Here is a 24,774-nt window from a genome sequence, read left to right on the forward strand (position 1 = left end):
GGCTACCCTGGATCCATGGACTACGTCTCCGCGCTCGTGCCCCCCGTCGTCATGGCGGCGTTCTTCATCGGTGTGGTCAGGGTGATCGTGAAGACCCAGGGCGGGGCCAACAAGGCCAAGGAGGACGCGGCCGTCGACGCCGCCCTCGCGCGCGCGGAGGGCACCCCCCGGCCCTCCGCCCAGCCCGACGCCTGACCAGGACACCCCCCGCACGGCGTACGGCAGCCTCCCGGCAGCCGTACGCCCTTTTTGTGCTCCTTCGTCGGTGAACCTGCACGTCCGGCACGCGATGGGCGAGATCTCCCACTATTGTTCTGAGGTGTGCCTCGCCCATTGGGAGAACTCGAAGACGCGGTCATGACGCGGGTGTGGAAGTGGAACCGCCCGGTGACCGTTCGAGAAGTCCTGGAAGACCTCCAGCAGGAACGGTCCATCGCGTACACCACGGTGATGACCGTTTTGGACAATCTCCATCAGAAGGGCTGGGTCCGCCGCGAGGCGGAAGGCCGGGCCTATCGATATGAGGCGGTCTCCACCCGCGCCGCCTACGCGGCCGCCCTGATGAACGACGCCTGGGCGCAGAGCGACAACCCCGCCGCCGCTCTCGTCGCCTTCTTCGGCATGATGAGCGAGGAACAGCGGCTCGCCCTGCGGGACGCGGTGCGCATCGTCCAAGGTCCGGAAACGTCCGAAGCCCCCCGGCCGGCGAGTGCCGGGGAGAACCAGAACCCCGGCTCGGCAACCGGACCCGACGGGCGATAGCGTCCGCACATGTCAGCACGGAGCCCCGAAGTCAGCGCTAAAGCCATCACCGTCCGCCGGGCCCGGACCAGCGATGTCCCCGTCGTCCGCCGTCTCCTTGACGCGTACGTCCGCGACCGCATCCTGCTCGACAAAGCGACCGTGACGCTTTACGAGGACATCCAGGAGTTCTGGGTCGCCGAACGGGACGACAACGCCGAGGTCGTCGGCTGCGGCGCCCTGCACGTGATGTGGGAAGACCTCGCGGAAGTCCGCACTCTCGCGGTGAAGCCCGGCCTGAAGGGCGCCGGCGTGGGTCACCAGTTGTTGGAGAAGTTGCTGCACACCGCCCGCTGGCTGGGCGTTCGCCGCGTTTTCTGCCTGACCTTCGAAGTCGACTTCTTCAGCAAGCACGGCTTCGTGGAGATCGGCGAGACGCCGGTCGACACCGATGTCTACGCGGAGCTGTTGCGTTCCTATGACGAGGGCGTCGCCGAGTTCCTGGGACTCGAACGAGTGAAACCGAACACCTTGGGCAACAGCCGGATGCTTCTGCATCTGTGATCGTCCAGTCCATTCCGGGCCGGACGCCGTTGCCCGGGTGCCCTATGTCCGAAACGCGTATCTTTCCGGACGGCGGGCGGGCCGCAGGCCTCTGCCGGGGGTTTGTGTTTTTCCAGCAAAAGCGGTTTGCTTTCCGACGTACTGCAGTACTGCATATAACAGGGGCGGCGAAACGGCGCACGCCGCAGAGCCCCGGCCCTCACGTTATCGATGAAAGGAAATCCGGTGGCACAGAAGGTTCAGGTCCTTCTTGTCGACGACCTCGACGGCGGCGAGGCGGACGAGACCGTTACGTTCGCGCTGGACGGCAAGACCTACGAGATCGATCTCACGACGGCCAATGCGGACAAGCTGCGCGGCCTTCTCGACCCCTATGTGAAGGGTGGCCGTCGCACCGGTGGCCGCGCTTCGGGCGGACGCGGAAAGACGCGCGCCGCTTCCGGTGGCAGCCAGGACACCGCGCAGATCCGCGCATGGGCGAAGGAGAACGGTTACGAGGTCAACGACCGTGGCCGTGTTCCCGCGTCCATTCGCGAGGCTTACGAGAAGGCCAACGGCTGAGCGCAGGCGCGCCGCAGCCGGACACGGTGACATTGCGTCGCCAGCGTGTCCACCCACCGCACCAGATCGGGGGCGCCCCCACCGCCCCCCAGGGCCGACACCGTCGCCAATGAGGCCTCGATCTCGCGCCCGGCCACGGGGGGCCGTACCCACAGGGCGGCCCCCTGCGCAGTCCCGGCGGACCCCGCGCCCGGGGGCAGCGGCGCCTCGATGAGGCCGCCCGCGCCGATCGCCCGAAGCTCCAGCGGCAGCGCCCCCCAGTCGAGCCACCGAAGGATCCCCGGCAGCTCCTCCGTGCTGCCCGCGGCCACCAGGAGCCGTATCCGCTCCCCCTCGACGGCCACGGGAGAGCCCGGCGCCAGGCGCCGCAGAGCCGCGTGACCCGCCTCGGCCGGCACCTCCAGGACGTCGAAGCGCACGCCGACCGCAAGCCGCACGGGCGTCCCGGGCGCCGTCGCCCACCCCAGTTCGTTCTCGTACCAGCCGCGGACACGGGCGGCGGTATCGGCCGTATCGGCATCGACCGTGTCCGTATCGGCATCGACCGTGTCCGTGGCGCCGGCCGTATCAGTCATGCCCAAGGCAACCGTCCGGAACGCCCGAGAGTTACGCTGAGTATTCACCTGGATGCCCAGCGTGCCGAAAGCGGGGGCGCGCGGGGATCCCGGGGGGCGTGAGGTTGTTCGCCCATAGCGGAGGGAACCGGTGCACGCGGCATGGACTGTCCGTCGCAGCGGGTAAGACATCCCTAGTGGGAGGGGTCGACACGCAGGACGGGACGTCTCACGTTCGCCATCGGCGTACTGGCGAAGGGGGTAACTGTCTGGCCTGCGGGAACATCGTCTCGCACCATCGGGTTGGAGCAGATGTCGGCGTTCGGGGTCAGGAGGCCATCGACGGTGTCGGCAGTTGGAATGAGCGGTCCCCGCTTGCGGGACTAAGCTGCGGAAGGACAGGGAGGGGAAGTTCCCCCCACTGCCTGACCGCTCTGAGGAGCGATTAACGATGTTCGAGAGGTTCACCGACCGCGCGCGGCGGGTTGTCGTCCTGGCTCAGGAAGAAGCCCGGATGCTCAACCACAACTACATCGGCACCGAGCACATCCTCCTGGGCCTGATCCACGAGGGTGAGGGTGTCGCCGCCAAGGCCCTTGAGAGCCTCGGGATTTCGCTCGAGGCGGTCCGCCAGCAGGTGGAGGAGATCATCGGCCAGGGCCAGCAGGCTCCCTCGGGCCACATCCCCTTCACCCCCCGTGCCAAGAAGGTCCTGGAGCTGTCGCTCCGCGAGGCCCTTCAGCTGGGTCACAACTACATCGGCACGGAGCACATCCTGCTCGGCCTGATCCGCGAGGGCGAGGGCGTCGCCGCCCAGGTCCTGGTCAAGCTGGGCGCAGACCTCAACCGGGTGCGGCAGCAGGTCATCCAGCTGCTCTCCGGCTACCAGGGCAAGGAGACCGCCACCGCCGGCGGGCCTGCCGAGGGCACGCCTTCGACGTCCCTGGTCCTCGACCAGTTCGGCCGGAACCTCACCCAGGCCGCTCGTGAGTCCAAGCTCGACCCGGTCATCGGGCGCGAGAAGGAGATCGAGCGGGTCATGCAGGTGCTGTCCCGCCGTACCAAGAACAACCCGGTGCTGATCGGTGAGCCCGGCGTCGGCAAGACCGCCGTCGTCGAGGGCCTCGCCCAGGCCATCGTCAAGGGCGAGGTGCCCGAGACCCTCAAGGACAAGCACCTCTACACCCTGGACCTCGGCGCGTTGGTCGCCGGCTCCCGCTACCGCGGTGACTTCGAGGAGCGCCTGAAGAAGGTGCTCAAGGAGATCCGCACCCGCGGCGACATCATCCTGTTCATCGACGAGCTCCACACGCTGGTCGGTGCGGGTGCCGCCGAGGGCGCCATCGACGCGGCCTCCATCCTGAAGCCGATGCTGGCCCGCGGTGAGCTCCAGACCATCGGTGCGACCACGCTGGACGAGTACCGCAAGCACCTGGAGAAGGACGCGGCCCTGGAGCGCCGCTTCCAGCCCATCCAGGTCGCCGAGCCGTCCCTGCCGCACACCATCGAGATCCTCAAGGGTCTGCGCGACCGGTACGAGGCCCACCACCGCGTCTCCATCACCGACGAGGCACTGGTCCAGGCCGCCACCCTGGCCGACCGGTACATCTCGGACCGCTTCCTGCCGGACAAGGCGATCGACCTGATCGACGAGGCCGGTTCCCGGATGCGCATCCGCCGGATGACCGCTCCGCCGGACCTGCGCGAGTTCGACGAGAAGATCGCCGGCGTCCGCCGCGACAAGGAGTCCGCGATCGACTCGCAGGACTTCGAGAAGGCCGCCTCCCTCCGCGACAAGGAGAAGCAGCTCCTGGCCGCCAAGGCCAAGCGGGAGAAGGAGTGGAAGGCCGGCGACATGGACGTCGTCGCCGAGGTCGACGGCGAGCTGATCGCCGAGGTCCTCGCCACGGCGACGGGCATCCCGGTCTTCAAGCTGACCGAGGAGGAGTCCAGCCGCCTGCTCCGCATGGAGGACGAGCTCCACAAGCGGGTCATCGGCCAGAACGACGCCGTCAAGGCGCTGTCGAAGGCGATCCGCCGTACCCGCGCCGGTCTGAAGGACCCCAAGCGCCCCGGTGGTTCGTTCATCTTCGCCGGCCCGTCCGGTGTCGGTAAGACCGAGCTGTCCAAGGCGCTCGCCGAGTTCCTCTTCGGCGACGAGGACGCGCTGATCTCCCTCGACATGTCGGAGTTCAGCGAGAAGCACACGGTGTCGCGTCTCTTCGGTTCCCCGCCCGGATACGTGGGCTACGAAGAGGGCGGCCAGCTGACCGAGAAGGTCCGCCGCAAGCCGTTCTCCGTCGTCCTCTTCGACGAGGTCGAGAAGGCCCACCCGGACATCTTCAACTCGCTGCTGCAGATCCTGGAGGACGGTCGCCTGACCGACTCCCAGGGCCGGGTCGTGGACTTCAAGAACACGGTCATCATCATGACGACCAACCTCGGCACCCGGGACATCTCCAAGGGCTTCAACCTCGGCTTCGCGGCCGCGGGCGACACGAAGACCAACTACGAGCGCATGAAGAACAAGGTCTCGGACGAGCTGAAGCAGCACTTCCGGCCCGAGTTCCTCAACCGCGTCGACGACGTCGTCGTGTTCCCGCAGCTGACGCAGGCGGACATCCTGCGGATCGTCGACCTGATGATCAGCAAGGTCGACGAGCGCCTGAAGGACCGGGACATGGGCATCGAGCTCTCCCAGTCCGCCAAGGAGCTGCTGTCCAAGAAGGGGTACGACCCCGTGCTGGGTGCGCGTCCGCTGCGCCGCACCATCCAGCGCGAGATCGAGGACACGCTCTCGGAGAAGATCCTCTTCGGCGAGCTGCGCCCCGGTCACATCGTGGTCGTGGACACCGAGGGCGAGGGCGAGACCAAGACCTTCACCTTCCGGGGTGAGGAGAAGTCGGCCCTGCCGGACGTCCCGCCGATCGAGCAGGCGGCCGGCGGTGCCGGGCCGAACCTGAGCAAGGACGCGTGACCGTCCCGGAGTTCGCCCGACGGACCTGACGGAACCCGACGGACCTGACGTAAGGGGCCGGTGCTCTCAGGAGCACCGGCCCCTTACGCGTGCCCCGGCGACGGCCGTTCGTCGGCTACGACAACTGCCCGTCGTAGTCGGGCAGCTTGAACGTCTTCTCGGCGTGGCCGCCGGACAGGTCGGAGGCGCTGTTGCCGATGTTCGCGATGATCGTGTAGCCCTCGGCCTCGATGTCGACGCGCTGGGCGGTCTTGTAGTCGGCGACGTCCTGGAAGAGGTCCAGGAGGCCGCGGACATGAAGACCGGAGACCTGGTAGCCGACGTGCCGGAGGTTGTAGTCGGTCACCGAGGCGATGATCCCGGGGCGGGCCGTGACGAAGAACAGCGCGACGCCGTGCTCCTGCGCGTACTCGGCGACGTCGAGGACGGGGGCGTTGGCCGGCTGGGGGTAGCTGAAGCCGAAGTCGGTCTCCAGGGTGGTGTTGTCCACGTCGAAGACGATCGCCTGCTTCTCGCCCGGCACCGGGGCGGCGATGCGCTGCTTCAGATAGGGCAGGGCCTGGTCCATCACGGCCTGGCAGTCCGCCTGCCAGGTGTCGTGGTCCACGGCCACCGCGGCAGCGGACGCGGCCGACACGGCCGTGGTGCCGGTGTCGGCCGCGTCCGCTGCCGGGACGGCCATCGCGGTGACGGCGGCCGTGGCCGCGGCGGTCAGGGCGATGTGGCGCGTCCAGCTGCCTCTGCTCATGGTGGGGGTCCTCTCGCGTCCATGGCGCTATGGATGTCGTGAGCATGCTCATCGAAGGTGATGGCTTGAGGGGAACCAGCGGGTTACTGGACGGTAGTGCATCCTGAGAGCCCGGTCACAGCCTTGAGTGCGTGATCGTGGTGTGGGTCACAACTCGCGGAAAAGGAGAGGGAGTAGGGGCGAGTAGCCCCCGTCACATTCCGAAGTCCCTTGAGGGGGGTGGCTGGTGACGTGCCGCACAGGCGATTTGTCCGTTACTAGCTGGATTAGTGGAGCAGGCGAACCCGGCAAAACGGGCTAAAGGTGCAGAACGGTGCATGGATTAGGGCTGATGTGGGCGGAATTGGGGGAAGTGGGGGTAAGGGGTGGACTGTCAAGAAGAGTGTGCTTTGGCGGTGATCTACTAAATTCTGTCGTAGGTCACATGTTTGAGGCTTTCTGGGCTCGTGGGTTACCAAGGAATGGCCCATCCGGCGGACGTCCGTCGGGTGGTTTTCTCTGCCCCCGGCTCCCATGAGGTTTCGATGTTCCAGCGCGTCACGTTCCGCTCCTCCCGTACGTCCCAGTTCCGCACCCGCGTGGCGGTCGGGGCCGCCGCTCTCGGCGCCTCGGTCGTCCTGGGGAGCGGAGTGGCGTCCGCCGTCCAGCCCGCCGCTCAGCCCGCCGTCCAGTCCGTGGCGGTGAAGGCGGCCGCCTCCACCGGCTGGGTCAAGCCGGTCGCGAAGTACACCAAGTCCGCCAGCTTCCACCAGAACGGCGCCATGTGGCAGTCCACCCACAGCGGGCAGGACTTCGCCGTCCCGAGCGGCACCAAGGTCGTGGCCGCGCACGGCGGCACCGTGGTCAAGGCCGGCGGCAACGGCGCCGGCGACGGCCCCGCCTACGGCAACGCCATCGTCATCAAGCACGGCAACGGCACGTACTCCCAGTACGCCCACCTGTCGCGCATCGAGGTGAAGGTCGGCCAGATCGTCAAGACCGGCCAGCGCATCGCCCTGTCCGGCAACACCGGCAACTCCAGCGGCCCGCACCTGCACTTCGAGATCCGCACGACCCCCAACTACGGCTCGGCGATCGACCCGGTCGCGTTCCTGCGGGCCAAGGGCCTCAGCGTCTGACCCGGCAGGCCCTAGGGCCGCGTGCCCTGGTGGGCCTGGGTGACCAGATCGATGGCGACCTCGAGGACGGCTTCACGCTTGTCCTCGGGGTCGCCTTCGATGTCCTGGAGGAAGAACATTCCGGCGTGCAGCGTGAAGATCGCGCTCACGCAGCGGACCTGGTCGGCCAGGGGGGCGTCCGGGTCGATGATGATGTCGCGCAGACTGCCCATGCGGTCCTTGAAGGACCCCCCGATCTGCAACTCCCGCACCGTCGCCTGGTTCTCCTGCATGAACCGGAAGAGGGGGACGGCGTTGTTGAGGGCCTGGCTGTAGCGGCGGACGAGTTCCCGCTTGGTCTCGAGGGTGTGCGGCTGCGCCTTGCCCCACTCGATCAGGTCCTCGATCGGCTTCGTCAGATCCGTGAAGATGCTGACGACGATCTCTTCCTTGGTCTTGAAGTGGTAGTAGAGGGCCGCCTTCGTGACCGACAGGCGCTCGGCGATCTCGCGCAGCGAGGTCTTCTCGTACCCCTGCTCGGCGAAGAGTTCAAGGGCCACGTCCTGAATGCGCTGGCGGGTGTTGCCTCGGCGCTGCTGCCTGGTGCCGTCCATGGTGACGTCCATCCTCGTACTCCTCGCGCTCCCGCGACACTCGCCCACGCTTCGGTAAGAAAAACTTACCCGCCGCCCCGGACTGGAACTTACTTGACGCCCGGCTAGTTAGGGGTCTACTTTCCCAGTGTAGTGAACTAGCCGGGCGGCAAGTAAGTAAGCGTCCTGGGGGAGTGGGAACGATGGCGGACACAGCAAGCAAACAGACGGGCGCCGGCGTCACGCCGGCTGCGCGAGAGCCGAAGAGCGTACGGGTGGTCATGCTCGCGCTCATGATCACGATGATGCTCGCGATGCTCGACAACATGATCGTGGGTACGGCGATGCCGACGATCGTGGGCGAGCTCGGAGGCCTGGAGCACCTGTCGTGGGTGGTCACGTCGTACACCCTCGCGACCGCCGCCTCCACCCCGATCTGGGGCAAGCTCGGCGACATGTACGGGCGCAAGGGCGCCTTCCTGAGCTCGATCGTGATCTTCCTGATCGGGTCGGCGCTGAGCGGCATGGCCCAGGACATGGGGCAGCTGATCGCGTTCCGGGCCGTTCAGGGCCTGGGCGCCGGCGGACTGATGGTCGGCGTCATGGCGATCATCGGTGACCTGGTCCCGCCGCGGGAGCGCGGCAGGTACCAGGGCATGATGGCCGGAGTGATGGCGATCGCGATGATCGGCGGTCCGCTCGTCGGAGGCACCATCACCGACCACTGGGGCTGGCGCTGGGCCTTCTACATCAACCTGCCGCTCGGCATCGTGGCCCTGGGCCTCATCACCGCCGTCCTCCACCTGCCGAGGAAGCGGTCCCAGGCCCGCATCGACTACCTGGGCGCCGCGCTGCTGACCATCGGCATCACGGCCATCGTGCTCGTCACCACCTGGGGCGGCACGGAGTACGCCTGGGGCTCCGCTCGGATCATGGAGCTGATCGGCATCGGTGTCGCCGCGCTGGTCGGGTTCGTGTTCTGGCAGACCAGGGCCACCGAGCCGATCGTGCCGCTGCACATCTTCCGCAGCCGCAACTTCACGCTGATGTCCCTCATCGGTTTCATCACCGGCTTCGTGATGTTCGGCGCCACCCTCTTCCTGCCGCTGTACCAGCAGTCCGTGCAGGGCGCGTCCGCGACCAACTCCGGGCTGCTGCTCCTGCCGATGCTCGGCGCGATGCTCGTGACCTCGATCGTCGCGGGCCGCATCACCACCAACAGCGGCCGCTACAAGGTCTTCCCCATCGTCGGCGGCGCCCTGATGATCGTCGGGCTGTATCTGCTGTCCACGATGGACACCGGGACCTCCCGGCTCACCTCCGGCGTGTTCATGGCCGTCGTGGGTCTCGGCATGGGCTGTCTGATGCAGATCACCATGCTGGTCGCGCAGAACAGCGTGGAGATGAAGGACATGGGCGTCGCCTCCTCGTCGACCACCCTCTTCCGTACGCTCGGCTCCTCCTTCGGTGTCGCGATCATGGGCGCGCTGTTCAACAGCCGGGTCCAGGACGTCATGACCGAGCGGGCCAGCGCGCTGGGCTCCGCGGTCACCGAGCAGTCCGCGCAACTGGACGCGGCCAGCCTCGCCAAGCTTCCGGCGGCGGCCCGGGAGGCCTACCAGTACGCGGTCTCCGACGGCACCCACGCGGCGTTCCTCCTCGGCTCGGCGGTGGCTGTGATCGCGCTGGTGGCGTCCTTCTTCGTCAAGGAGGTTCCGCTGCGGGGAACCGGCCCGAAGCCGGAGGGGCCCGCGGACGAGGCCGCCGTCCCGACGGCGCCGGTGGCGGAGTCCGTCTGACCCCATGACATGACGGGACCGATGCCGCGCCGCCCGCGCCGACGAGCGGCGCGGCACCGGTCCCGACCTCACCGGAGGCCCCCGGCGGGAGACCGCTTCAGGGGGCCTTTTCCGTCGTATCCCGTCGTAGGAGCAGCTGGGGCCGCGACGGAGGACGAGGCCGCCGGAGCCGGGGCACGCCGTGGTCGCCCAGGGGGGCCGGGGGCGCCCGGAGCCGCCAGGGTCGCCGGAGTGGCCCGGAGTGGCTCGGAGCCGCCCGGGTTCGCCGGGGTTCCGGGGGCGCCGGAGTCGTCGGGCCGGTGAGGCCCCGCGCGCGGGACCGCTACGGTCCAGGGCACGGGACCGCTAGGGCCCGTACAGCGGCCTACTGCCCGGACATCGGCAGCATCGGGTAGCTCCCCGTGTTCGTCGGCGCGTGTTCCGGCAGCCACAGGACGGCGACGGCGCCGTCGGCGGGTATGTCCTCCGGCGCCCCGGCCGGCCGTACGTTGCGGAAGGTGAGCCGGGCGCCCAGGACGCGGGCCTGGCCCGCGGCGATGGTCAGACCGAGCCCGTGGCCGTGGCCGGCGCGGTCGCTGCTGCCGGTGCGGAAGCGGCTCGGGCCCTCGGCGAGCAGGTCCTCGGGGAAGCCGGGGCCGTGGTCGCGCACCCGGATGAACCGGCCCTCCACGGTGACCTGGACGGGCGGTCTGCCGTGCCGGCCGGCGTTGGCCAGTAGGTTGAACAGCACGCGCTCCAGCCGCCGGGGATCGGTGGTCACCATCGACTCGTGCACCACCCGGACCTCGACCGCGGGATCCTTGGCCGCGACACGCCGGCTGACGAACTCGCCCAGCAGGACGTCCTGCAACTCCGCGCGCTCCGAGGCACCGTCGAGGCGGGCCACCTCCAGCACGTCCTCGACGAGGGTGCGCATGGCCTGGGCCCGGTCCAGGACCAGTTCCGTGGGCCGGCCGGGCGGCAGCAGCTCGGCGGCGGTGAGCAGGCCCGTCACGGGCGTGCGCAGCTCGTGCGCGATGTCGGCGGTGACCCTGCGCTCGGCCTCCAGCCGCTGCTGGAGGGCGTCCGCCATGGCGTCGACCGCCCGCGCCAGGTCGTCGGTCTCGTCCCGGACGACCCCGCCGATGGCGTCCCGCACCCGGACGTCCGTCTCGCCCTTGGCGACCTGGTTGGCGGCGGCCGCCGCCTTGCGCAGCCGGCGGGACAGCTGCCCCCCGATGAGCACACCGAGCGCGCTGCCGCCCAGGACGACCGCGATGGAGCCGATCACCAGGGCCTGGTCGAGGTCCTTGAGGATGTCCGTGCTGCGGTCGGTGAATCCGGTGTGGAGGGAGAGCACATGGCCGCCCTTGAGCGGCACGGCCGCCCAGATGCTCGGCGCGCCGCCCGCCGCGTGCTCGGAGACGAACGTCGCCCGCCGGCCCTCCTCGACCTTCTCCCGCAGCTCCGACGGCAGACGAGGGTCGTCGATCTCGATGCTGGGGAAGTTGGCGCGGCCGGACACGGCGTAGTTGCGCTGGGCGATCTGGACGCGTTCGTCGGCGAGGTCCCGTGCGTTGTCCAGCATGGACATCCGGGCCGCGTTGTGCACGACCAGGCTGAGCGCGACCGCCACCAGCGCGCCGACCAGCGCGATGGCCGCGCTCAGCTTCCACCGCAGGCCGGTGCGGATGCCCGCGCTCGGCTTCCACCGCAGGCCGATGCGGACGGCCGCGCGCTCCGCGTCGGCCGGAACCAGGTGCCGCAACATTCCCCGCATCCCCCGCATCCCCCACATCCCCGCATCCCCCGTCCCGCTCAGGCCTTCAGTTTGTAGCCGAAGCCGCGGACCGTCTCGATGCGGTCCTGGCCGATCTTGGTCCGCAGGCGCTGCACATGGACGTCCACCACCCGGGTGTCGCCTCCCCAGCCGTAGTCCCAGACACGTTCCAGCAGCCTGTCCCGCGACAGGACCGTGCCCGGGGCCGAGGAGAACTCCAGCAGCAGACGCATCTCGGTAGGGGTGAGGGCCACCGGCCGTCCGGCCCGGCGCACCTCCATCCCCTCGGTGTCGACCGCCAGCTCGCCGAAGGTCAGCACCCCGCCCGTGGCAGAGCCGCCGGGCTCGGTGCGGTCGCCGCCGCCCGCGTGCCCGAAGCGGCGCAGGACCGCGCGAATGCGGGCGACGAGGACGGCTCCGTCGAACGGCTTGGTGACGTAGTCGTCGGCACCGGCCTCCAGACCGAGGACGACGTCGATGGAGTCGGCGCGCGCGGACAGCATGATCACCGGCACGGTGGACTCGTCGCGGATGCGCCGGCACAGGCTCACGCCGTCCAGGCCGGGCACCATGACGTCCAACAGCGCGATGTCCGGGCGGTCGGCCCGGAACGCCTCCAGGCCGGACAGGCCGTCGGGCATCGCCGTGACCGCGAAGCCGTCCCGCTCCAGGGCGAGTTGGGTGGCCTCGCGGATGACATCGTCGTCCTCGACGAACAGGACGTGGGTCTGGTCTGCCATCCCGGTGCTCTCAGTCCTCGTGGGTGTCGGCCGTACGTCTGTCGGCTGTGTCGTTCACTGGTTCATCGGACCGGGCGGCCCGAACGGTTCACGCGACGGGAGATTTTTCCCCCGGACTTTCCGCGGTCCCGGCCCGGAACCCTCCCTGGCTCCCGGCGCCAGCCCGGAACCCTCCCCGGCTCCCGGCCCCGGCTCACGGCCCCCGGGAGGGCTCAGCCCACGCCGGCCGGGGCTCATCCCCCCGCGGACTCCGTCGAGCCGTCCCCGCCGACGACGCTGCTGTAGTCGTTGTGCCAGCTGTACTCCTCGACGAAGCGGTCCGCGGCCCAGCGGTACGTGGTCACGTCCTCGCCGGACGGGCTGGAGACCGGGTCGCCCTTCTCGTACACCTGCTTGGTGACCACCAGGGCGCCGCGGTCCAGCTCCGCGTACACCGGGGACTCCTCGGCCTTGAACACGTTCTCGTAGCGGCCGTCGCGCTTCCGGTACACGTAGGAGCCGACGCCGATGGCGTCGCCGCAGGTCAGTACGTTCACGACGATGTCGTTGCCGGAGCCGCCGGTGAGAGCGCCGTAGGACACGTCGACCGGGTACTCGTCGCCGGCGCACGGCTTCAGCTCGCGCTTGACCTCCGCCGAGACCGCGGGGTCCTCCTTGACGAGCCGCACCGCGTCCACCCGGTCGGAGGCTTCGGTGGGAGCGGCCGACGGGGAGGCCGTGGCGGCGCCGGCGACCGCGTCGCCGCGGGCCGGCCCCTCGTCGCGGGCGCCGGTGCCGCCGGCGGCGCACGAGGAGACCACAAGGGCGAGGGCGGCGAGTACGGCCGCCGCCGTGGTCGCCGCCTGGACGGTGCCCCGGACCGGTGTGGTGGGCCGGGCCTCGGTCAGGCCGCCGCGCAACGCTCCCGCTCCTCACGCTCCAGCGCGCGTGCGTCGAGATCGCGGGCTTCCAGCTCCTCGCGGAGCCGGGCGAGTGCCCGGTGCAGCGTGCTCTTGACCGTTCCCGCCGACATGCCGAGGGCGGCCGCCGTCTCCTCCGTGGACATCTGCTCCCAGTGTCGCAGGACGACGACGCTGCGCTGCTTGGGGGCGAGCACCTTCAGCACGTCCATCAAAAGGGCGCGGTCCGCGTGCTGCTCGGTGGAGTCGTCCACGGAGGCGTCCGGCAGCTGTTCGGTGGGCACTTCCTCCAGCCTCCGGGCCCGCCACCACTCCGTCCGCGTGTTGATCATGACCCGGCGCAGATAGGCGTCGGCGAGGCGCTTGTCCGCGATGCCCTCCCAACGGCCGTACGTCCGGGCCAGCGCGGTCTGGAGCAGGTCCTGCGCCTCGACCGGGTCCGGCACCAGCCGACGGGCGCTGCGCAGCAGCGCGTCCTGCCGCGTGCGGACGTACTCCTCGAACTCGAGCACCTCGCCCTGCTCCATGATCAACCGCCTCCGTGTCCCCGTGCCGGTCGGCCGGAGCCGCCGGTTTCCCCGCTTCTGGTCTGTGCCCGCGTGTCGCTGCCGGGTACGCGAACGACGCTACGGAGGTGTTGTCACGGCACTGTCCGAGGCAGCCCGCGGTCACCCCTCGGCTGTCCGTCGGTTGTGTAACGGAAGTAGGGCGCAGATAAAGAAGCGAACCGGATGGTGAGGTTATGGGGTGATTCGTCGGGTGGGCGGGTGGGGTGAGGGGTGACGAACGGCCGGGTGTGGGCGGGGGGAGAGGATCGCCGTCTGTGACGTGACCCTGTGTCAGGTCAGGGGGAGGCGGTACAGGCCGCCGGGCAGCGGCTCCACCAGACCGTCCGCCACGAGCCCGTCGAGGGCACGCGCGCGTTGCACCGGCTCGTGCCAGACCCGGTCGAGGGCCGCCTGCGGCACGGGCGCGTGCGCGTCGCGCAAGACGGCGAGCAGCTTGCCCCGCACCTGCCGGTCCGTCCCGGCGTACGTCTGTCCCCGGCGGGGCGGACCGTCGTGCTCCGGCTTGCCCGCGAGCCGCCAGGCGCACTGCGCGGTGATCGGGCAGCGGTGGCAGGTCTCGTTCTTGGCCGTGCACACCAGCGCCCCGAGTTCCATGGACGCGGCGGCCCAGCGGGCGGCGGTCCGCTCGTCCTCGGGGAGCAGAGCGCGCGCCAGCCTGCGCTCGGCGGCCGTGGTGGCGTTCGGCGGGTACTGCACGCCGGTCACCGCGCGGGCGAAGACCCGGCGCACGTTGGTGTCCAGGACGGCGTGCCGCTGGCCGTACGCGAAGGAGGCGACGGCGGCGGCCGTGTACTCGCCGATGCCGGGCAGGGCCAGCAGTTGCGCGTGGTCCGACGGTACGTCGCCGCCGTGCCGTTCCGTTATGGCCGACGCGGCGCCGTGCAGGCGCAGGGCGCGGCGCGGGTAGCCGAGCCGGCCCCACGCGCGGACGGCCTCGCCGGGCGCCTCGGCCGCCAGGTCGGCGGGGCGCGGCCAGCGCGCGAGCCACTGCTCGTAGACCGGCAGGACACGGTTGACCGGCGTCTGCTGGAGCATGAACTCGCTGACCATCACGCCCCAGGCGCCGGCCTCCGGGCGCCGCCAGGGAAGGTCGCGGGCGTTGTCGTCGAACCAGTCGATCACGGGGGAGTGCAGGTGCGTGCCGGAGACCTCTCCGGCGGCGGTTCCGGTGAGCGTTCCGGCGAGCGTGCCGGAGAGCGTGCCTGTGGTCGGTGCGGTGGTCGTCCCGGCGGTGGGGGCGGAGGGCGACTGCTCTCCGAACGGGGGTCCGGGGACGGCGTCGGCGTCGGTGGGGCTGCTGTGCGGGGGCTTCGTGGGCGCAGTCATGGCCTTTCGATCCTGCCATGCGCACCGGGGCACGCGCGCGTACCGCCACCCGGCGGCGTGGGCGCGGGCGCGGAGCGGCGCGCGCCCGCCGGCTGAGGAGACGGTCGGCCGGTAGCTATGGCCAAAGCTGCAAGGGATGCGAATGCGAAATTCTGTCGACGTCACCGAGCGTGGGCGTTCCCTTGCGAGTCGTCACCAGGGGTGACCGATCGTGTGGGCGAGAGGCGTAAGTGGGGGACGGGGTCGCCGTGTCCGGGATGATGATCCGGAAAAGTTGTAGTCCTGGCGGCGGGTGGGGCCAGGGAACGCGATGATCTCTCGTACAGTTTGCGCCGTGGGATCTCTGCGCAATCCGGTCGGGCCGCTTCCCTCCTCCATCTACTGGCGACGGAGGGTTGTACTGCTGTCCGTGGCAGCCCTGTTGGCGTTGCTGATCACGTGGATCGTCACCTCGGGCGGGGGCGGCGGCGACAACGGCGCGGACGGGGGCAACGGCAAGAATCCGGCGTCCTCCATCACGCCGGGGCCGTCGGGATCAGGGCCGGCGATCAGTCAGAACCCGGGCGGGCGCGACGAGTCGGGCGATGAGGGTTCCGCCGGGTCCGGTGACACCGGTGGGTCCAGCTCCGGTGACACCGGTGGGTCCGGTTCGTCCGACGGGTCCGGTTCGGACGCGGGTTCGGGTGGCGGCTCCGGGTCGGGAGGTTCCGGCACGAGTGGCGGAGGGGGCTCGGCGGGCTCCGGCAGCGGCTCCGCCGGAACGGGTTCGTCCGCGGCGCTGCCGGCGGGGACCACCCTGCCCAACTGCACCGCCAGCGTGGTCACGTTGAGCCTGCGCAGCGTCCGCAACACCTACTCGCCCGACCAGACGCCCACGTTCCAACTGACGGCGAAGAACTCCTCGGGCAGCGACTGCAAGGTCGATCTCGGGCCGGGGAACGCGGTGGTGACGATCACTCAGGCGACCGCCGAGGACGACTACTGGTCGTCCGCCGACTGCCCCGCGGTGTCCGGAAGTGTGCTGTACCGCGTGCCGGCGGGCGGCACCTTCACCTACACCCTGAAGTGGGACCGCAAGCCCAGTGCCGCGGAGTGCGCGACGCCTCCGGCGGGGGTGGCGGGAGCCGGGACGTATCTGGTGGAGGCGAAGGCTCCGGGCTTTGCGAAGGCGCAGACGTCGTTCGTGCTGGAGGCCGACTGAGGCAGGGGCGGTGCGTCGGGGCCGTGTCCGGAGTTCTGGAGGCGCTTCCGGCTCACCCGCCGGTCGGGCGTGCCGCATCGCGGGTCGGGCGTGCCGCTTCGCCGCTCGGACGTACTGATCGCGCCGGGCGGACGTACTGATCGCGCCGGGCGGACGTACTGCTCCATCGATCGCATGTACTGCGCCACCGATCGGGCGTACCGTCTCGGCCGTCGGAGGTAGTGCTTCGACCGTCGGACGTACCGCCGTGACCGTCGGGCGCATCGCTCTGGTCGTCGGCCGTACCGTTCCGGTCGTCAGACGTACCGCTCCAGGATCGAGGACTCCGCCAGTCGGGAAAGTCCCTCGCGGACGCTGCGGGCCCGCGCCTCGCCCACGCCGTCGACCGTCTGGAGGTCGTCGACGCTGGCGGCGAGGAGTTTCTGGAGGCCGCCGAAGTGCTCCACCAGGCGGTCGATGATCGCTCCGGGCAGCCGCGGGACCTTGGCCAGGAGGCGGAAGCCGCGCGGCGAGACGGCCGAGTCGAGGGCCTCGGGGGAACCGGTGTAACCCAACGCGCGTGCCACCGTGGAGAGTTCCAGGAGCTCGGCGTGGGACAGGGCGTCCAGTTCGTGCAGTGCCTCGTCGACCGTGCGGGAGCGCTTGGCGGTGGGCTCGGGGACGTAGTCCCGGACCACCAGTGACCGCTCCGGCTCCACGCCCGCGATCAACTCGTCGAGCTGGAGGGCGAGGAGACGGCCGTCCGTGCCCAGTTCGACCACGTATTCGGCGATTTCGGTGGCGATGCGGCGCACCATCTCCAGTCGCTGGGCCACCGCGGAGACGTCCCGGACCGTCACCAGGTCCTCGATCTCCAGTGCCGACAGCGTCCCCGCGACCTCGTCGAGGCGGAGTTTGTACCGCTCCAGGGTGGCGAGGGCCTGGTTGGCGCGGGACAGGATCGCCGCCGAGTCCTCCAGGACGCGGCGCTGGCCGTCGACGTACAGCGCGATCAGCCGCATGGACTGGGAGACCGAGACGACCGGGAAGCCGACCTGTTTGCTGACGCGGTCCGCGGTGCGGTGGCGGGTGCCCGTCTCCTCCGTCGGGATCGTGGGGTCCGGCACGAGCTGGACGCCGGCCCGGAGGATCTTCGACAGATCGGAGGAGAGCACGATGCCGCCGTCGAGCTTGCACAGCTCGCGCAGGCGGGTGGCGGTGAACTCGACGTCCAGGACGAAGCCGCCCGTACACATCGGCTCGACCGTCTTGTCGGAGCCCAGCACGATGAGCCCTCCGGTGTTGCCGCGGAGAACCCGCTCGAGGCCGTCACGCAGCGCCGTGCCGGGGGCCACCGCGCTCAGCGCGGCGCGCATCAGGCCGTCGGCACCGGAACTCCCACCGGACTTTCCGGGAGCTGCCGCCCGGTCGTTGGCTGCCACTGCACTCCTCCGGTCGCGGGGTCTGGGGCGCTCCCGTTTCGCGCACTCGGTTCGTACGGACGGGCGAGACCAGGGCAAAGTCTACCGGCGGTCCTCCTCGTCCCGTGGGGCGTCTCGGCGACGGGAGCGCGGCAGGACCCGCAGGGCGTCCCCCATGTCCGCGACTTCCAGCACCTTCATCCCGGCGGGGATCTTGCCGGGATCGCCCGGCACGAGGGCGTGCGTGAAGCCCAGACGGTGGGCCTCCGCGAGCCGGCGCTGGACGCCCGTGACCCGTCTGACCTCGCCCGCGAGGCCGACTTCGCCGATCGCGACGAGGTTCTTGGGCAGCGGGGTGTCACTTGCCGCGGAGGCCAGCGCGAGGGCGATCGCCAGGTCCGCCGCCGGCTCCGAGAGCTTCACTCCGCCGACCGTCGCGGAGTAGATGTCCCGCTTGCCGAGCGCGCTGATCCTGCCGCGCTGCTCCAGGACCGCGAGCATCATCGAGACCCGGGACGTCTCCAGGCCGGACGTCGTTCGGCGCGGGGACGGGATCTGCGAGTCGACGGTGAGCGCCTGCACCTCGGCGACCAGGGGGCGGCGGCCCTCCAGGGTGACCGTCAGGCAGGTGCCGGGGACCGGTTCGTCACGACGGGTCAGGAACAGCCCGCTGGGGTCCGCGAGGCCTGTGATGCCCTCGTCGTGCAGCTCGAAGCAGCCGACCTCGTCGGTGGCGCCGTAGCGGTTCTTGACACCGCGCACCAGGCGCAGGCGTGCGTGCCGGTCGCCCTCGAAGTGCAGGACGACGTCCACCAGGTGTTCCAGGAGGCGTGGGCCGGCGATCGCGCCGTCCTTGGTGACGTGGCCCACGAGGAGCGTGGACATGCCGCGTTCCTTGGAGGCGCGGATGAGGGCGCCCGCCACCTCGCGGACCTGGGCCATGCCGCCGGGCGCTCCGTCGATCTCGGGGGAGGCCACCGTCTGCACCGAGTCGAGGATCAGCAGCGACGGCTTCACGGCGTCCAAGTGACCCAGGACAGCGGCCAGGTCCGTCTCGGCGGCCAGGTACAGGTGGTCGTCGATGGCGCCGATGCGGTCGGCGCGCAGGCGGACCTGGCTCGCGGACTCCTCGCCCGTGACATAGAGCGTGCGGTGCTCGTCGCTCGCCGACTTGGCGGCCACGTCGAGCAGGAGCGTGGACTTGCCGACACCCGGCTCGCCGGCGAGGAGGACGACCGCGCCGGGGACCAGCCCCCCGCCGAGGACGCGGTCCAGCTCGGGCACGCCGGTGGGGCGCGCGGTGGCCTGACGGCCGTCGACCTGGCCGATGGGCAGGGCGGACGTGGTGACGCGCCCCGGCGTCGTCGTACGGACGGCGGGCGTGCCGTACTCCTCGACAGTGCCCCATGCCTGGCATTCGGGGCAGCGGCCGAGCCACTTGGCCGTCTGCCAGCCGCATTCCGTGCAGCGGTAGGACGGGCGGTCCTTGGTGGTCTTCGTACGGGCAGCCATGGAGGAAACCGTAACCGCCGGGACTGACAACCGGCCGGGAGCATGGAGGAGCGGTACCGGATCGAGGCGCCCCTCCGGCCCCGATCGCCCCTCCGGCCCCGATCGCCCCTCCGGCCCCGATCGCCCCTCTAGCCCCTGCCGTCTCTCCACCGGCCCGGCCCGGCGAGCCTGCCCGCCTTACCCGTATGAGGGATCGTTTCACCCATACGGATTAAAAGGACGCCAGGGGGCAGAAGAGGCGGTTCCGTGCCGCCTACGGTCGCACGGATGATGAGCAGCAGTCCGGAGATTCCGACCCGCACGATCGGCGCACACCGGGCGAACAGGGAGGCGCGCGACCGCGCCGCGGCGCGCACGGTGGCGCAGCGGCCGGCCGCGCGCTTCGAGCCGTACTTGGACGGCCTGTTCACCTACTGCCTGTCCGTCCTGTGCGACCACGACACGGCCACCGCGGCCCTCGCGGACGCCCTCACGCTCGCCGAGCGGCGCGGGCAGCGCGTCCCGGAGGCCACCGGGGACCGCAGGGCGTGGCTGTACGCGCTGGCCCGCTGGGCGTGTCTGCGCAAGCTGGCCGAGGCCAAGCAGAAAGGTCAGGGCGCGCACGCGGCGGGACGCCCCGGCACCTCCCGGGGCGCCGGTCCCGCCGGCGAGCCGGTCCCCGACGAGGTGCAGGAGCGGCGGCGGCGCGAACTCACCCAGCTGGCCTGGCCGGAGGCGGCCGGCACCACCCCGGAGCAGCGTGAGGCCCTCGAACTCGCCGTCCGCCACCAGCTCGCCGCCCACGAGGTCGCCGCCGTCGTCGGCCTGGACCTCGCCGGGGCCCGCGAACTCCTCGCCTCCGCCGCCTGCGAGGTCGAACGCACCCGCGCGGCCCTGGCCGTCGTGGAGACCGGCGGCTGCCCCGGTGTGGCCCGTCTCACCGGCGACCACCAGCTCGTGCTCAGCGCCGCCCTGCGCCGCGAGCTCGTCCGGCACGTCGACGACTGCCCGCACTGCCGTCGGGGTGCCGGGCGCGCGGACTCCGGCCGGTGGCCCGGCGCCGGTGTCACCCCCGCCGAGCTGCCCGTCCTGGAAGCACCCCGCGCGGAGCTGCACCGCGCCCTGGCGCACCGCCCGCGCGCGCGGGGCACCGCGGCACCCCGCTTCGACCGGCGGGGTTTCCCGATGGACCCCAAGGACCGCGCCGCCCGCCGTGACCGCCTCCGCGCGCGTGCGGTGACGACGACCGTCGTCGCCACCGTCGTGGCCGCGCCCGTGCTCGCCCTGTGGGCGGCCTACCGGTCCACGCCGACCAGCGAGGGCACCGCCGACCACGCCGCCACGGCCGGCGAGGCGCACGGCACCGACGGCCTCGACGGCGAGACGGCGGGCGGCTACCAGAACGCCGGCAACGCCAGCACTCGGCCCGGCTCCGGCTTCGCCAAGGGCGACCAGCCGGACGTGTCGGTGGAGGTCATCAGCGTCACCGGGGCCGACGCGAAGGGCGCGAGCAGCCTCGCGGTGGCCGCGAGCAGCAGCGGCGACACCACGCTGATCACCCTCACCGCCTCCGCCGAGGCCGGCGAGCCCGTCCGCTGGTCGGCGACCACCGGAGCGCCCTGGCTCTACCTGAGCCGCTCCTCCGGCACGCTGGAGCCCGGCGGGACGGTGACGATCAAGGTGCACGTCGACCATCTGCGCGAGCCGTCCGGCCACTGGGACGCGCGCGTGGCGATCGCCCCGGCGGGAGCCGTCGTCTCCATCGAGGGCAACGGCATCGCACCCGCCCCCGCCGACCCGGGACCCGGCCCCGCCCCCGGCACCCCCGGTGACCCGCCCGCCTCGCCCGACCCGGGCCCGGATCCCGACCCGGAGCCGGCCCCGACGGACCCTGCCTCACCCGACCCGGACCCCGGACCGAGCGAGCCGCCGTCCTCGCCCGATCCGGAGCCCACGCCCGGCGAACCGACGCCGTCCGGCCCGGGGAGCCCGGCGCCGCCGGCGGACGACGGCGGTGATCCCGGCCCTGCCGCACCGTGACGTCCGGCCGGCCGGCGCAGCGCCCGTATGTCCTCGCCTGGCTCGGCCAGGGCCCGGGCTAGGGACAGGGCCCGGGCAGGGCTCAGGCTCGGCCGCAGCGCGCCGCGACCGTCAGTGGCCTGGCTCGGCCCTGCCCGGCCCGGCCCGGTCGCAGCGCGCCGCGGCCGTCAGCGGCCCGGTGCCTCAGCCCACCCGGTCTGCGGCCGTCAGCGGGTCAGGGGCGCAGGGCGTGCGGCCTCCGCCGGGCCGGTGTCGGGGAAGCGCGTGGCGCTCACGGTCTCCGCCGGGCCGGGGCCGGGGAAGGCCGCGGCGCTCACAGGGTCCGCCGGATCAAGGGAGCTCGCGGGGGCTCACGGGATCCGCCGGATGCGGTGCCAGCAGCGGGAGCTGCGCGGCGAGCCGCTCCTCGCACAGCTCGACCAGGCGGTCGTACCCGGCCTTGCCCATCAGCTCGGTCAGTTCCGCCCGGTAGGAGACGTACACCGGCTCGCCCGCACCGTGCGCCGAGGTCGCCGACGTGCACCACCAGTGCAGGTCGTGGCCGCCCGGGCCCCAGCCGCGTCGGTCGTACTCGCCGATCGACACCTGGAGCACGCGCGTGTCGTCGGGCCGGTCGATCCAGTCGTACGTACGCCGGATCGGAAGCTGCCAGCAGACGTCCGGCTTGGTCTCCAGCGGCTCGCGGCCCTCCCTGAGCGCCAGGATGTGCAGCGAGCAGCCGGCGCCGCCCGGGAAGCCGGGGCGGTTCTGGAAGATGCACGAACCGTTGAACGGGCGGGTCTGGCGGGAGCCCTCCTCGTCCTCGGCGATCCAGCCGTCCCGGGTGCCCTCGTCGTGGTGCTGCCAGATGTCGGGAGTGAGCCGCGCCACGTGCTCGGCGACCCGCTTCTCGTCGTCCTCGTCGGAGAAGTGGGCGCCCAGCGTGCAGCAGCCGTCGTCCGCGCGGCCCGCCTGGATGCCCTGGCAGCCGCTGCCGAAGATGCAGTTCCAGCGAGAGGTCAGCCAGGTCAGATCGCAGCGGAAGATCTGCTCGTCGTCCGCCGGATCGGGAAACTCCACCCACGCGCGCGCGAAGTCGAGGCCCTTCTCGTCCGCGACCGGAGCCGTCTTCCCGGGCGCGGCCAGAGCCGTCCCGTCTCCCGCGAGCGGAGCCGTCCCCGACGGCTTCGATGACTTCGGCCGCGAAGAACCCTTGGTTGATTTGGCCGTCTTGGCAGTCTTGTCGGCCTTTTCGTCCTTCGCCTTTTTCGTCTTTGGCACGCGTCCAGGGTAAGTCGCCCCCGTCCGCTCACGGCACCGTCTCAGAATGCGCACCGGGCACGGAGGGGGCGATCTCGGGCAGTAGCGTTCCCTCCATGAGACTCGGTGTCCTCGACGTGGGATCGAACACGGTGCATCTGCTGGTGGTGGACGCGCACCCCGGCGCGTGTCCGCTGCCCGCCCACTCGCACAAGGCGGAGTTGCGTCTCGCCCAACTCCTCGACGAGGGCGGGGCGATCGGCCCCGAGGGCGTCGACAGACTGATCGGCGTCATCCGGGAGGCGCTCCAGGCCGCCGAGGACAAGGGCGCCGAGGACGTGCTGCCGTTCGCGACCTCCGCGGTGCGTGAGGCCACCAACGCCGACGAGGTCCTCGCGCGCGTGCACGCCGAGACCGGTGTCGAGCTGCGGGTCCTCGCCGGTGAGGAGGAGGCCCGGCTCACCTTCCTCGCCGCCCGCCGCTGGTTCGGGTGGTCGGCCGGCAAGCTGCTGGTCCTCGACATCGGCGGCGGCTCACTGGAGATCGCCTACGGCATCGACGAGGAGCCCGACGCGGCCGTCTCCCTCCCGCTCGGCGCGGGCCGGCTCACGGCCGGCTGGCTGCCGGGGGACCCGCCCGACCCCGAGGACATACGGGCGCTGCGCCGGCACGCGCGCGCGGAGATAGCCCGCACCGTGGGAGAGTTCAGCCGCTTCGGCGCCCCCGACCACGTCGTCGCCACGTCGAAGACCTTCAAGCAGCTCGCCCGCCTCGCCGGTGCCGCCCGCACCGCCGAGGGCGTGTACGTCCAGCGCGAGCTGAAGAGGGAGTCCCTGGAGGCCTGGGTGCCGCGCCTGGCCGGCATGACCGCCGCCCAGCGTGCGGAACTCCCCGGCGTCTCCGAGGGCCGCGCCAACCAGCTCCTCGCCGGCGCCCTGGTCGCCGAGGGCGCGATGGACCTGTTCGGCGTGGAGACGCTGGAGATCTGCCCCTGGGCGCTGCGGGAGGGAGTGATCCTGCGGCGGCTGGACCACATGCCCACGGACTGAGCGGAAGTGGCGGAGCCGCCGGAGCGGAGCCGAAGGAGCGGAAGCGGCAGGCGGACCGGAAGCAGCGCCCGGCCCGCGGCAGCCACAGGCGAACCGCAAGCGGAAGGCGCACCACAAGTGGAAGGCGGAACCGCAAGCACCAGGCCGGACCGCAAGCACCAGGCGGACCGGCAGGGTCAAGCGCACCGGCAGGAACAAGGGACCTGCGGGAACAAGGGACCTGCGGGAACAAGGGACCTGCGGGAACAACCGCACCTGCGGGAACAACCGCACCAGCCGGAACAACCGCACCGGCAGACGTGAAGTGCGCCACCCCCGGCCCGCGCGCCGCCCCCGCGAACAGCCCCCGCTCACACCGCTCCGTCGCAGGTTGTGCGCGTGGCCGGTTCCGCCGCCCCCGCCCGGCCGGCACCGCGGCTCGCTCCCCGGCGTGAAGCGGGGGACCGTACGCTGTCCCTCGTGGCAGAACCAGTGGTGCGCATCCCGGATGCGAAGGTCGCGCTGTCGACGGCCTCGGTCTATCCGGAGTCGACGGCGACGGCTTTCGAGATCGCCGCGCGCCTCGGGTACGACGGGGTCGAGGTCATGGTGTGGAACGACCCGGTCAGCCAGGACATCGACGCGCTGCGCCGGCTCAGCGACTACCACCGGGTCCCGATCCTGGCCGTTCACGCCCCCTGCCTGCTCATCACGCAGCGGGTGTGGTCGACCGACCCGTGGGTGAAGTTGCAGCGGGCGCGCGCGGCGGCCGAGAAGCTGGGGGCGACCACCGTCGTCGTCCACCCGCCGTTCCGCTGGCAGCGGCAGTACGCGCGCGACTTCGTCCAGGGCATCTGGCGGATGGCGGACGAGACGGACGTACGGTTCGCCGTCGAGAACATGTACCCCTGGCGCTACCGCGACCGCGAGATGCTCGCGTACGCGCCGGACTGGGACGTGACGAAGGACGACTACCGCCACTTCACGATCGATCTCAGCCACGCCTCGACGGCCCGCACGGACGCGATGCACATGCTCGACCGCATGGGCGACCGCCTCGGGCACGTCCACCTCGCCGACGGCAACGGCTCCGCCAAGGACGAGCACCTCGTCCCCGGGCGCGGCTCGCAGCCCTGCGCCGAGCTGCTGCGGCGCCTCGGGTCGAGCGGCTTCGACGGGCACGTCGTCATCGAGGTCAACACCCGGCGCGCGATGTCCGGCGCCGAACGGGAGGCCGACCTGGCCGAGGCCCTCGCCTTCACCCGCCTGCACCTGGCCTCGGCCGCGAACGTTCCGCGCCGGTAAGTAACGGGGTACCCCACCGGTAACGGGGGCCCACCGGTAGGCAACCGGTAGACCACCGGGCCCCGCCGGTAGGCAACCGCTAGACCACCGGACCCCACCGGTAGGCAACCGGCAGACCACCGCCCCACCCGCCGAAAACGAGA

At 71.2% G+C, this 24,774-nt stretch carries 22 protein-coding genes; 11 read left to right on the forward strand and 11 right to left on the reverse strand.

Annotation, left to right across the window (positions count from 1 at the left end):
- The first annotated feature begins 15 nt into the window (after positions 1 to 15).
- The 4 genes from ACZ3KJ_RS08640 (at position 16) to ACZ3KJ_RS08655 (ending at position 1,866) form a co-directional block, all read left to right on the forward strand.
- A complete protein-coding gene (locus tag ACZ3KJ_RS08640) occupies positions 16 to 195 on the forward strand; it encodes a hypothetical protein (protein ID WP_401686908.1) in 180 nt (59 codons plus the stop codon).
- Positions 196 to 333: 138 nt separating this feature from the next.
- The gene (locus tag ACZ3KJ_RS08645; RefSeq protein ID WP_467525682.1) at positions 334 to 762 is read left to right on the forward strand and encodes a BlaI/MecI/CopY family transcriptional regulator; all 429 of its coding nucleotides are present in this window, start codon (positions 334 to 336) and stop codon (positions 760 to 762) included.
- A 9-nt stretch (positions 763 to 771) separates the two neighbouring features.
- Positions 772 to 1,305: an amino-acid N-acetyltransferase gene (locus ACZ3KJ_RS08650; protein WP_385065924.1), complete on the forward strand. Its 534-nt coding sequence runs from the start codon at positions 772 to 774 to the stop codon at positions 1,303 to 1,305.
- Positions 1,306 to 1,530: 225 nt separating this feature from the next.
- Positions 1,531 to 1,866 carry a histone-like nucleoid-structuring protein Lsr2 gene (locus ACZ3KJ_RS08655; RefSeq protein WP_385065922.1) on the forward strand — a complete coding sequence of 112 codons (336 nt, stop codon included), beginning with the start codon at positions 1,531 to 1,533 and terminating at the stop codon, positions 1,864 to 1,866.
- On the opposite strand, the gene ACZ3KJ_RS08660 is transcribed toward ACZ3KJ_RS08655, so the two are convergent.
- On the reverse strand, positions 1,845 to 2,441 hold the full coding sequence (locus ACZ3KJ_RS08660) for an SCO3374 family protein (protein ID WP_467525685.1): 597 nt from the start codon (positions 2,439 to 2,441) through the stop codon (positions 1,845 to 1,847). The genes ACZ3KJ_RS08655 and ACZ3KJ_RS08660 overlap by 22 nt on opposite strands.
- Before the next feature lie 430 nt (positions 2,442 to 2,871).
- On the opposite strand from ACZ3KJ_RS08660, the gene ACZ3KJ_RS08665 reads away from it, so the two are divergent.
- A complete protein-coding gene (locus tag ACZ3KJ_RS08665) occupies positions 2,872 to 5,397 on the forward strand; it encodes an ATP-dependent Clp protease ATP-binding subunit (protein ID WP_389524877.1) in 2,526 nt (841 codons plus the stop codon).
- A 115-nt stretch (positions 5,398 to 5,512) separates the two neighbouring features.
- Here the strand turns inward: ACZ3KJ_RS08665 and ACZ3KJ_RS08670 are convergent, their stop codons facing one another.
- Positions 5,513 to 6,145 carry an HAD family acid phosphatase gene (locus tag ACZ3KJ_RS08670; RefSeq protein ID WP_467525687.1) on the reverse strand — a complete coding sequence of 211 codons (633 nt, stop codon included), beginning with the start codon at positions 6,143 to 6,145 and terminating at the stop codon, positions 5,513 to 5,515.
- Positions 6,146 to 6,669: 524 nt separating this feature from the next.
- Between ACZ3KJ_RS08670 and ACZ3KJ_RS08675 the strand changes: the two genes are divergently transcribed.
- The gene (locus ACZ3KJ_RS08675; protein ID WP_467525689.1) at positions 6,670 to 7,263 is read left to right on the forward strand and encodes a M23 family metallopeptidase; all 594 of its coding nucleotides are present in this window, start codon (positions 6,670 to 6,672) and stop codon (positions 7,261 to 7,263) included.
- 11 nt (positions 7,264 to 7,274) lie between these two features.
- Here the strand turns inward: ACZ3KJ_RS08675 and ACZ3KJ_RS08680 are convergent, their stop codons facing one another.
- Positions 7,275 to 7,868, reverse strand: coding sequence for a TetR/AcrR family transcriptional regulator (locus tag ACZ3KJ_RS08680; protein WP_467525691.1), 594 nt, complete (start codon positions 7,866 to 7,868; stop codon positions 7,275 to 7,277).
- Between the two features lie 170 nt (positions 7,869 to 8,038).
- Here ACZ3KJ_RS08680 and ACZ3KJ_RS08685 point away from each other — a divergent pair, with 170 nt between their 5' ends.
- On the forward strand, positions 8,039 to 9,634 hold the full coding sequence (locus tag ACZ3KJ_RS08685; RefSeq protein WP_467525693.1) for an MDR family MFS transporter: 1,596 nt from the start codon (positions 8,039 to 8,041) through the stop codon (positions 9,632 to 9,634).
- A 364-nt stretch (positions 9,635 to 9,998) separates the two neighbouring features.
- On the opposite strand, the gene cseC is transcribed toward ACZ3KJ_RS08685, so the two are convergent.
- The 5 genes from cseC to ACZ3KJ_RS08710 form a co-directional block, all read right to left on the reverse strand.
- Positions 9,999 to 11,402 carry a two-component system sensor histidine kinase CseC gene (cseC, locus tag ACZ3KJ_RS08690; protein WP_467525695.1) on the reverse strand — a complete coding sequence of 468 codons (1,404 nt, stop codon included), beginning with the start codon at positions 11,400 to 11,402 and terminating at the stop codon, positions 9,999 to 10,001.
- Positions 11,403 to 11,431: 29 nt separating this feature from the next.
- Positions 11,432 to 12,133, reverse strand: coding sequence for a two-component system response regulator CseB (cseB, locus tag ACZ3KJ_RS08695; protein WP_389524859.1), 702 nt, complete (start codon positions 12,131 to 12,133; stop codon positions 11,432 to 11,434).
- Between the two features lie 233 nt (positions 12,134 to 12,366).
- Positions 12,367 to 13,032 carry a hypothetical protein gene (locus tag ACZ3KJ_RS08700; RefSeq protein WP_467525697.1) on the reverse strand — a complete coding sequence of 222 codons (666 nt, stop codon included), beginning with the start codon at positions 13,030 to 13,032 and terminating at the stop codon, positions 12,367 to 12,369.
- Entirely contained in the window at positions 13,017 to 13,559 is a 543-nt protein-coding gene (locus ACZ3KJ_RS08705; RefSeq protein ID WP_467525699.1) for a SigE family RNA polymerase sigma factor, read from the reverse strand. Before ACZ3KJ_RS08705 ends, ACZ3KJ_RS08700 begins: the two co-directional genes overlap by 16 nt.
- A 312-nt stretch (positions 13,560 to 13,871) precedes the next feature.
- Positions 13,872 to 14,927, reverse strand: coding sequence for an HhH-GPD family protein (locus tag ACZ3KJ_RS08710; protein WP_467525701.1), 1,056 nt, complete (start codon positions 14,925 to 14,927; stop codon positions 13,872 to 13,874).
- 334 nt (positions 14,928 to 15,261) lie between these two features.
- Here ACZ3KJ_RS08710 and ACZ3KJ_RS08715 point away from each other — a divergent pair, with 334 nt between their 5' ends.
- Positions 15,262 to 16,128: a hypothetical protein gene (locus ACZ3KJ_RS08715; protein WP_467525703.1), complete on the forward strand. Its 867-nt coding sequence runs from the start codon at positions 15,262 to 15,264 to the stop codon at positions 16,126 to 16,128.
- A gap of 296 nt (positions 16,129 to 16,424) precedes the next feature.
- Here the strand turns inward: ACZ3KJ_RS08715 and disA are convergent, their stop codons facing one another.
- Both disA and radA read right to left on the reverse strand, forming a co-directional pair.
- Positions 16,425 to 17,549, reverse strand: coding sequence for a DNA integrity scanning diadenylate cyclase DisA (gene disA / locus ACZ3KJ_RS08720; protein ID WP_389524846.1), 1,125 nt, complete (start codon positions 17,547 to 17,549; stop codon positions 16,425 to 16,427).
- A gap of 81 nt (positions 17,550 to 17,630) precedes the next feature.
- Complete coding sequence (gene radA / locus ACZ3KJ_RS08725; RefSeq protein ID WP_467525705.1) at positions 17,631 to 19,040, reverse strand: DNA repair protein RadA; 1,410 nt, start codon at positions 19,038 to 19,040, stop codon at positions 17,631 to 17,633.
- A gap of 267 nt (positions 19,041 to 19,307) precedes the next feature.
- Between radA and ACZ3KJ_RS08730 the strand changes: the two genes are divergently transcribed.
- Positions 19,308 to 21,059, forward strand: a complete 1,752-nt coding sequence (locus ACZ3KJ_RS08730) for a hypothetical protein (RefSeq protein ID WP_467525707.1) — start codon at positions 19,308 to 19,310, stop codon at positions 21,057 to 21,059.
- 330 nt (positions 21,060 to 21,389) lie between these two features.
- Here ACZ3KJ_RS08730 and ACZ3KJ_RS08735 read toward each other — a convergent pair whose 3' ends face one another.
- Positions 21,390 to 22,319, reverse strand: a complete 930-nt coding sequence (locus ACZ3KJ_RS08735) for a DUF3109 family protein (protein WP_467525709.1) — start codon at positions 22,317 to 22,319, stop codon at positions 21,390 to 21,392.
- 95 nt (positions 22,320 to 22,414) lie between these two features.
- Here ACZ3KJ_RS08735 and ACZ3KJ_RS08740 point away from each other — a divergent pair, with 95 nt between their 5' ends.
- Both ACZ3KJ_RS08740 and ACZ3KJ_RS08745 read left to right on the forward strand, forming a co-directional pair.
- Positions 22,415 to 23,347 (forward strand): Ppx/GppA family phosphatase, encoded by a 933-nt coding sequence (locus ACZ3KJ_RS08740; protein WP_467525711.1) that lies wholly within the window; start codon positions 22,415 to 22,417, stop codon positions 23,345 to 23,347.
- 459 nt (positions 23,348 to 23,806) lie between these two features.
- Positions 23,807 to 24,631: a sugar phosphate isomerase/epimerase family protein gene (locus tag ACZ3KJ_RS08745; protein WP_467525713.1), complete on the forward strand. Its 825-nt coding sequence runs from the start codon at positions 23,807 to 23,809 to the stop codon at positions 24,629 to 24,631.
- Positions 24,632 to 24,774: the final 143 nt, after the last annotated feature.

The sequence above is a fragment of the Streptomyces sp. NPDC003248 genome, from assembly GCF_055563235.1.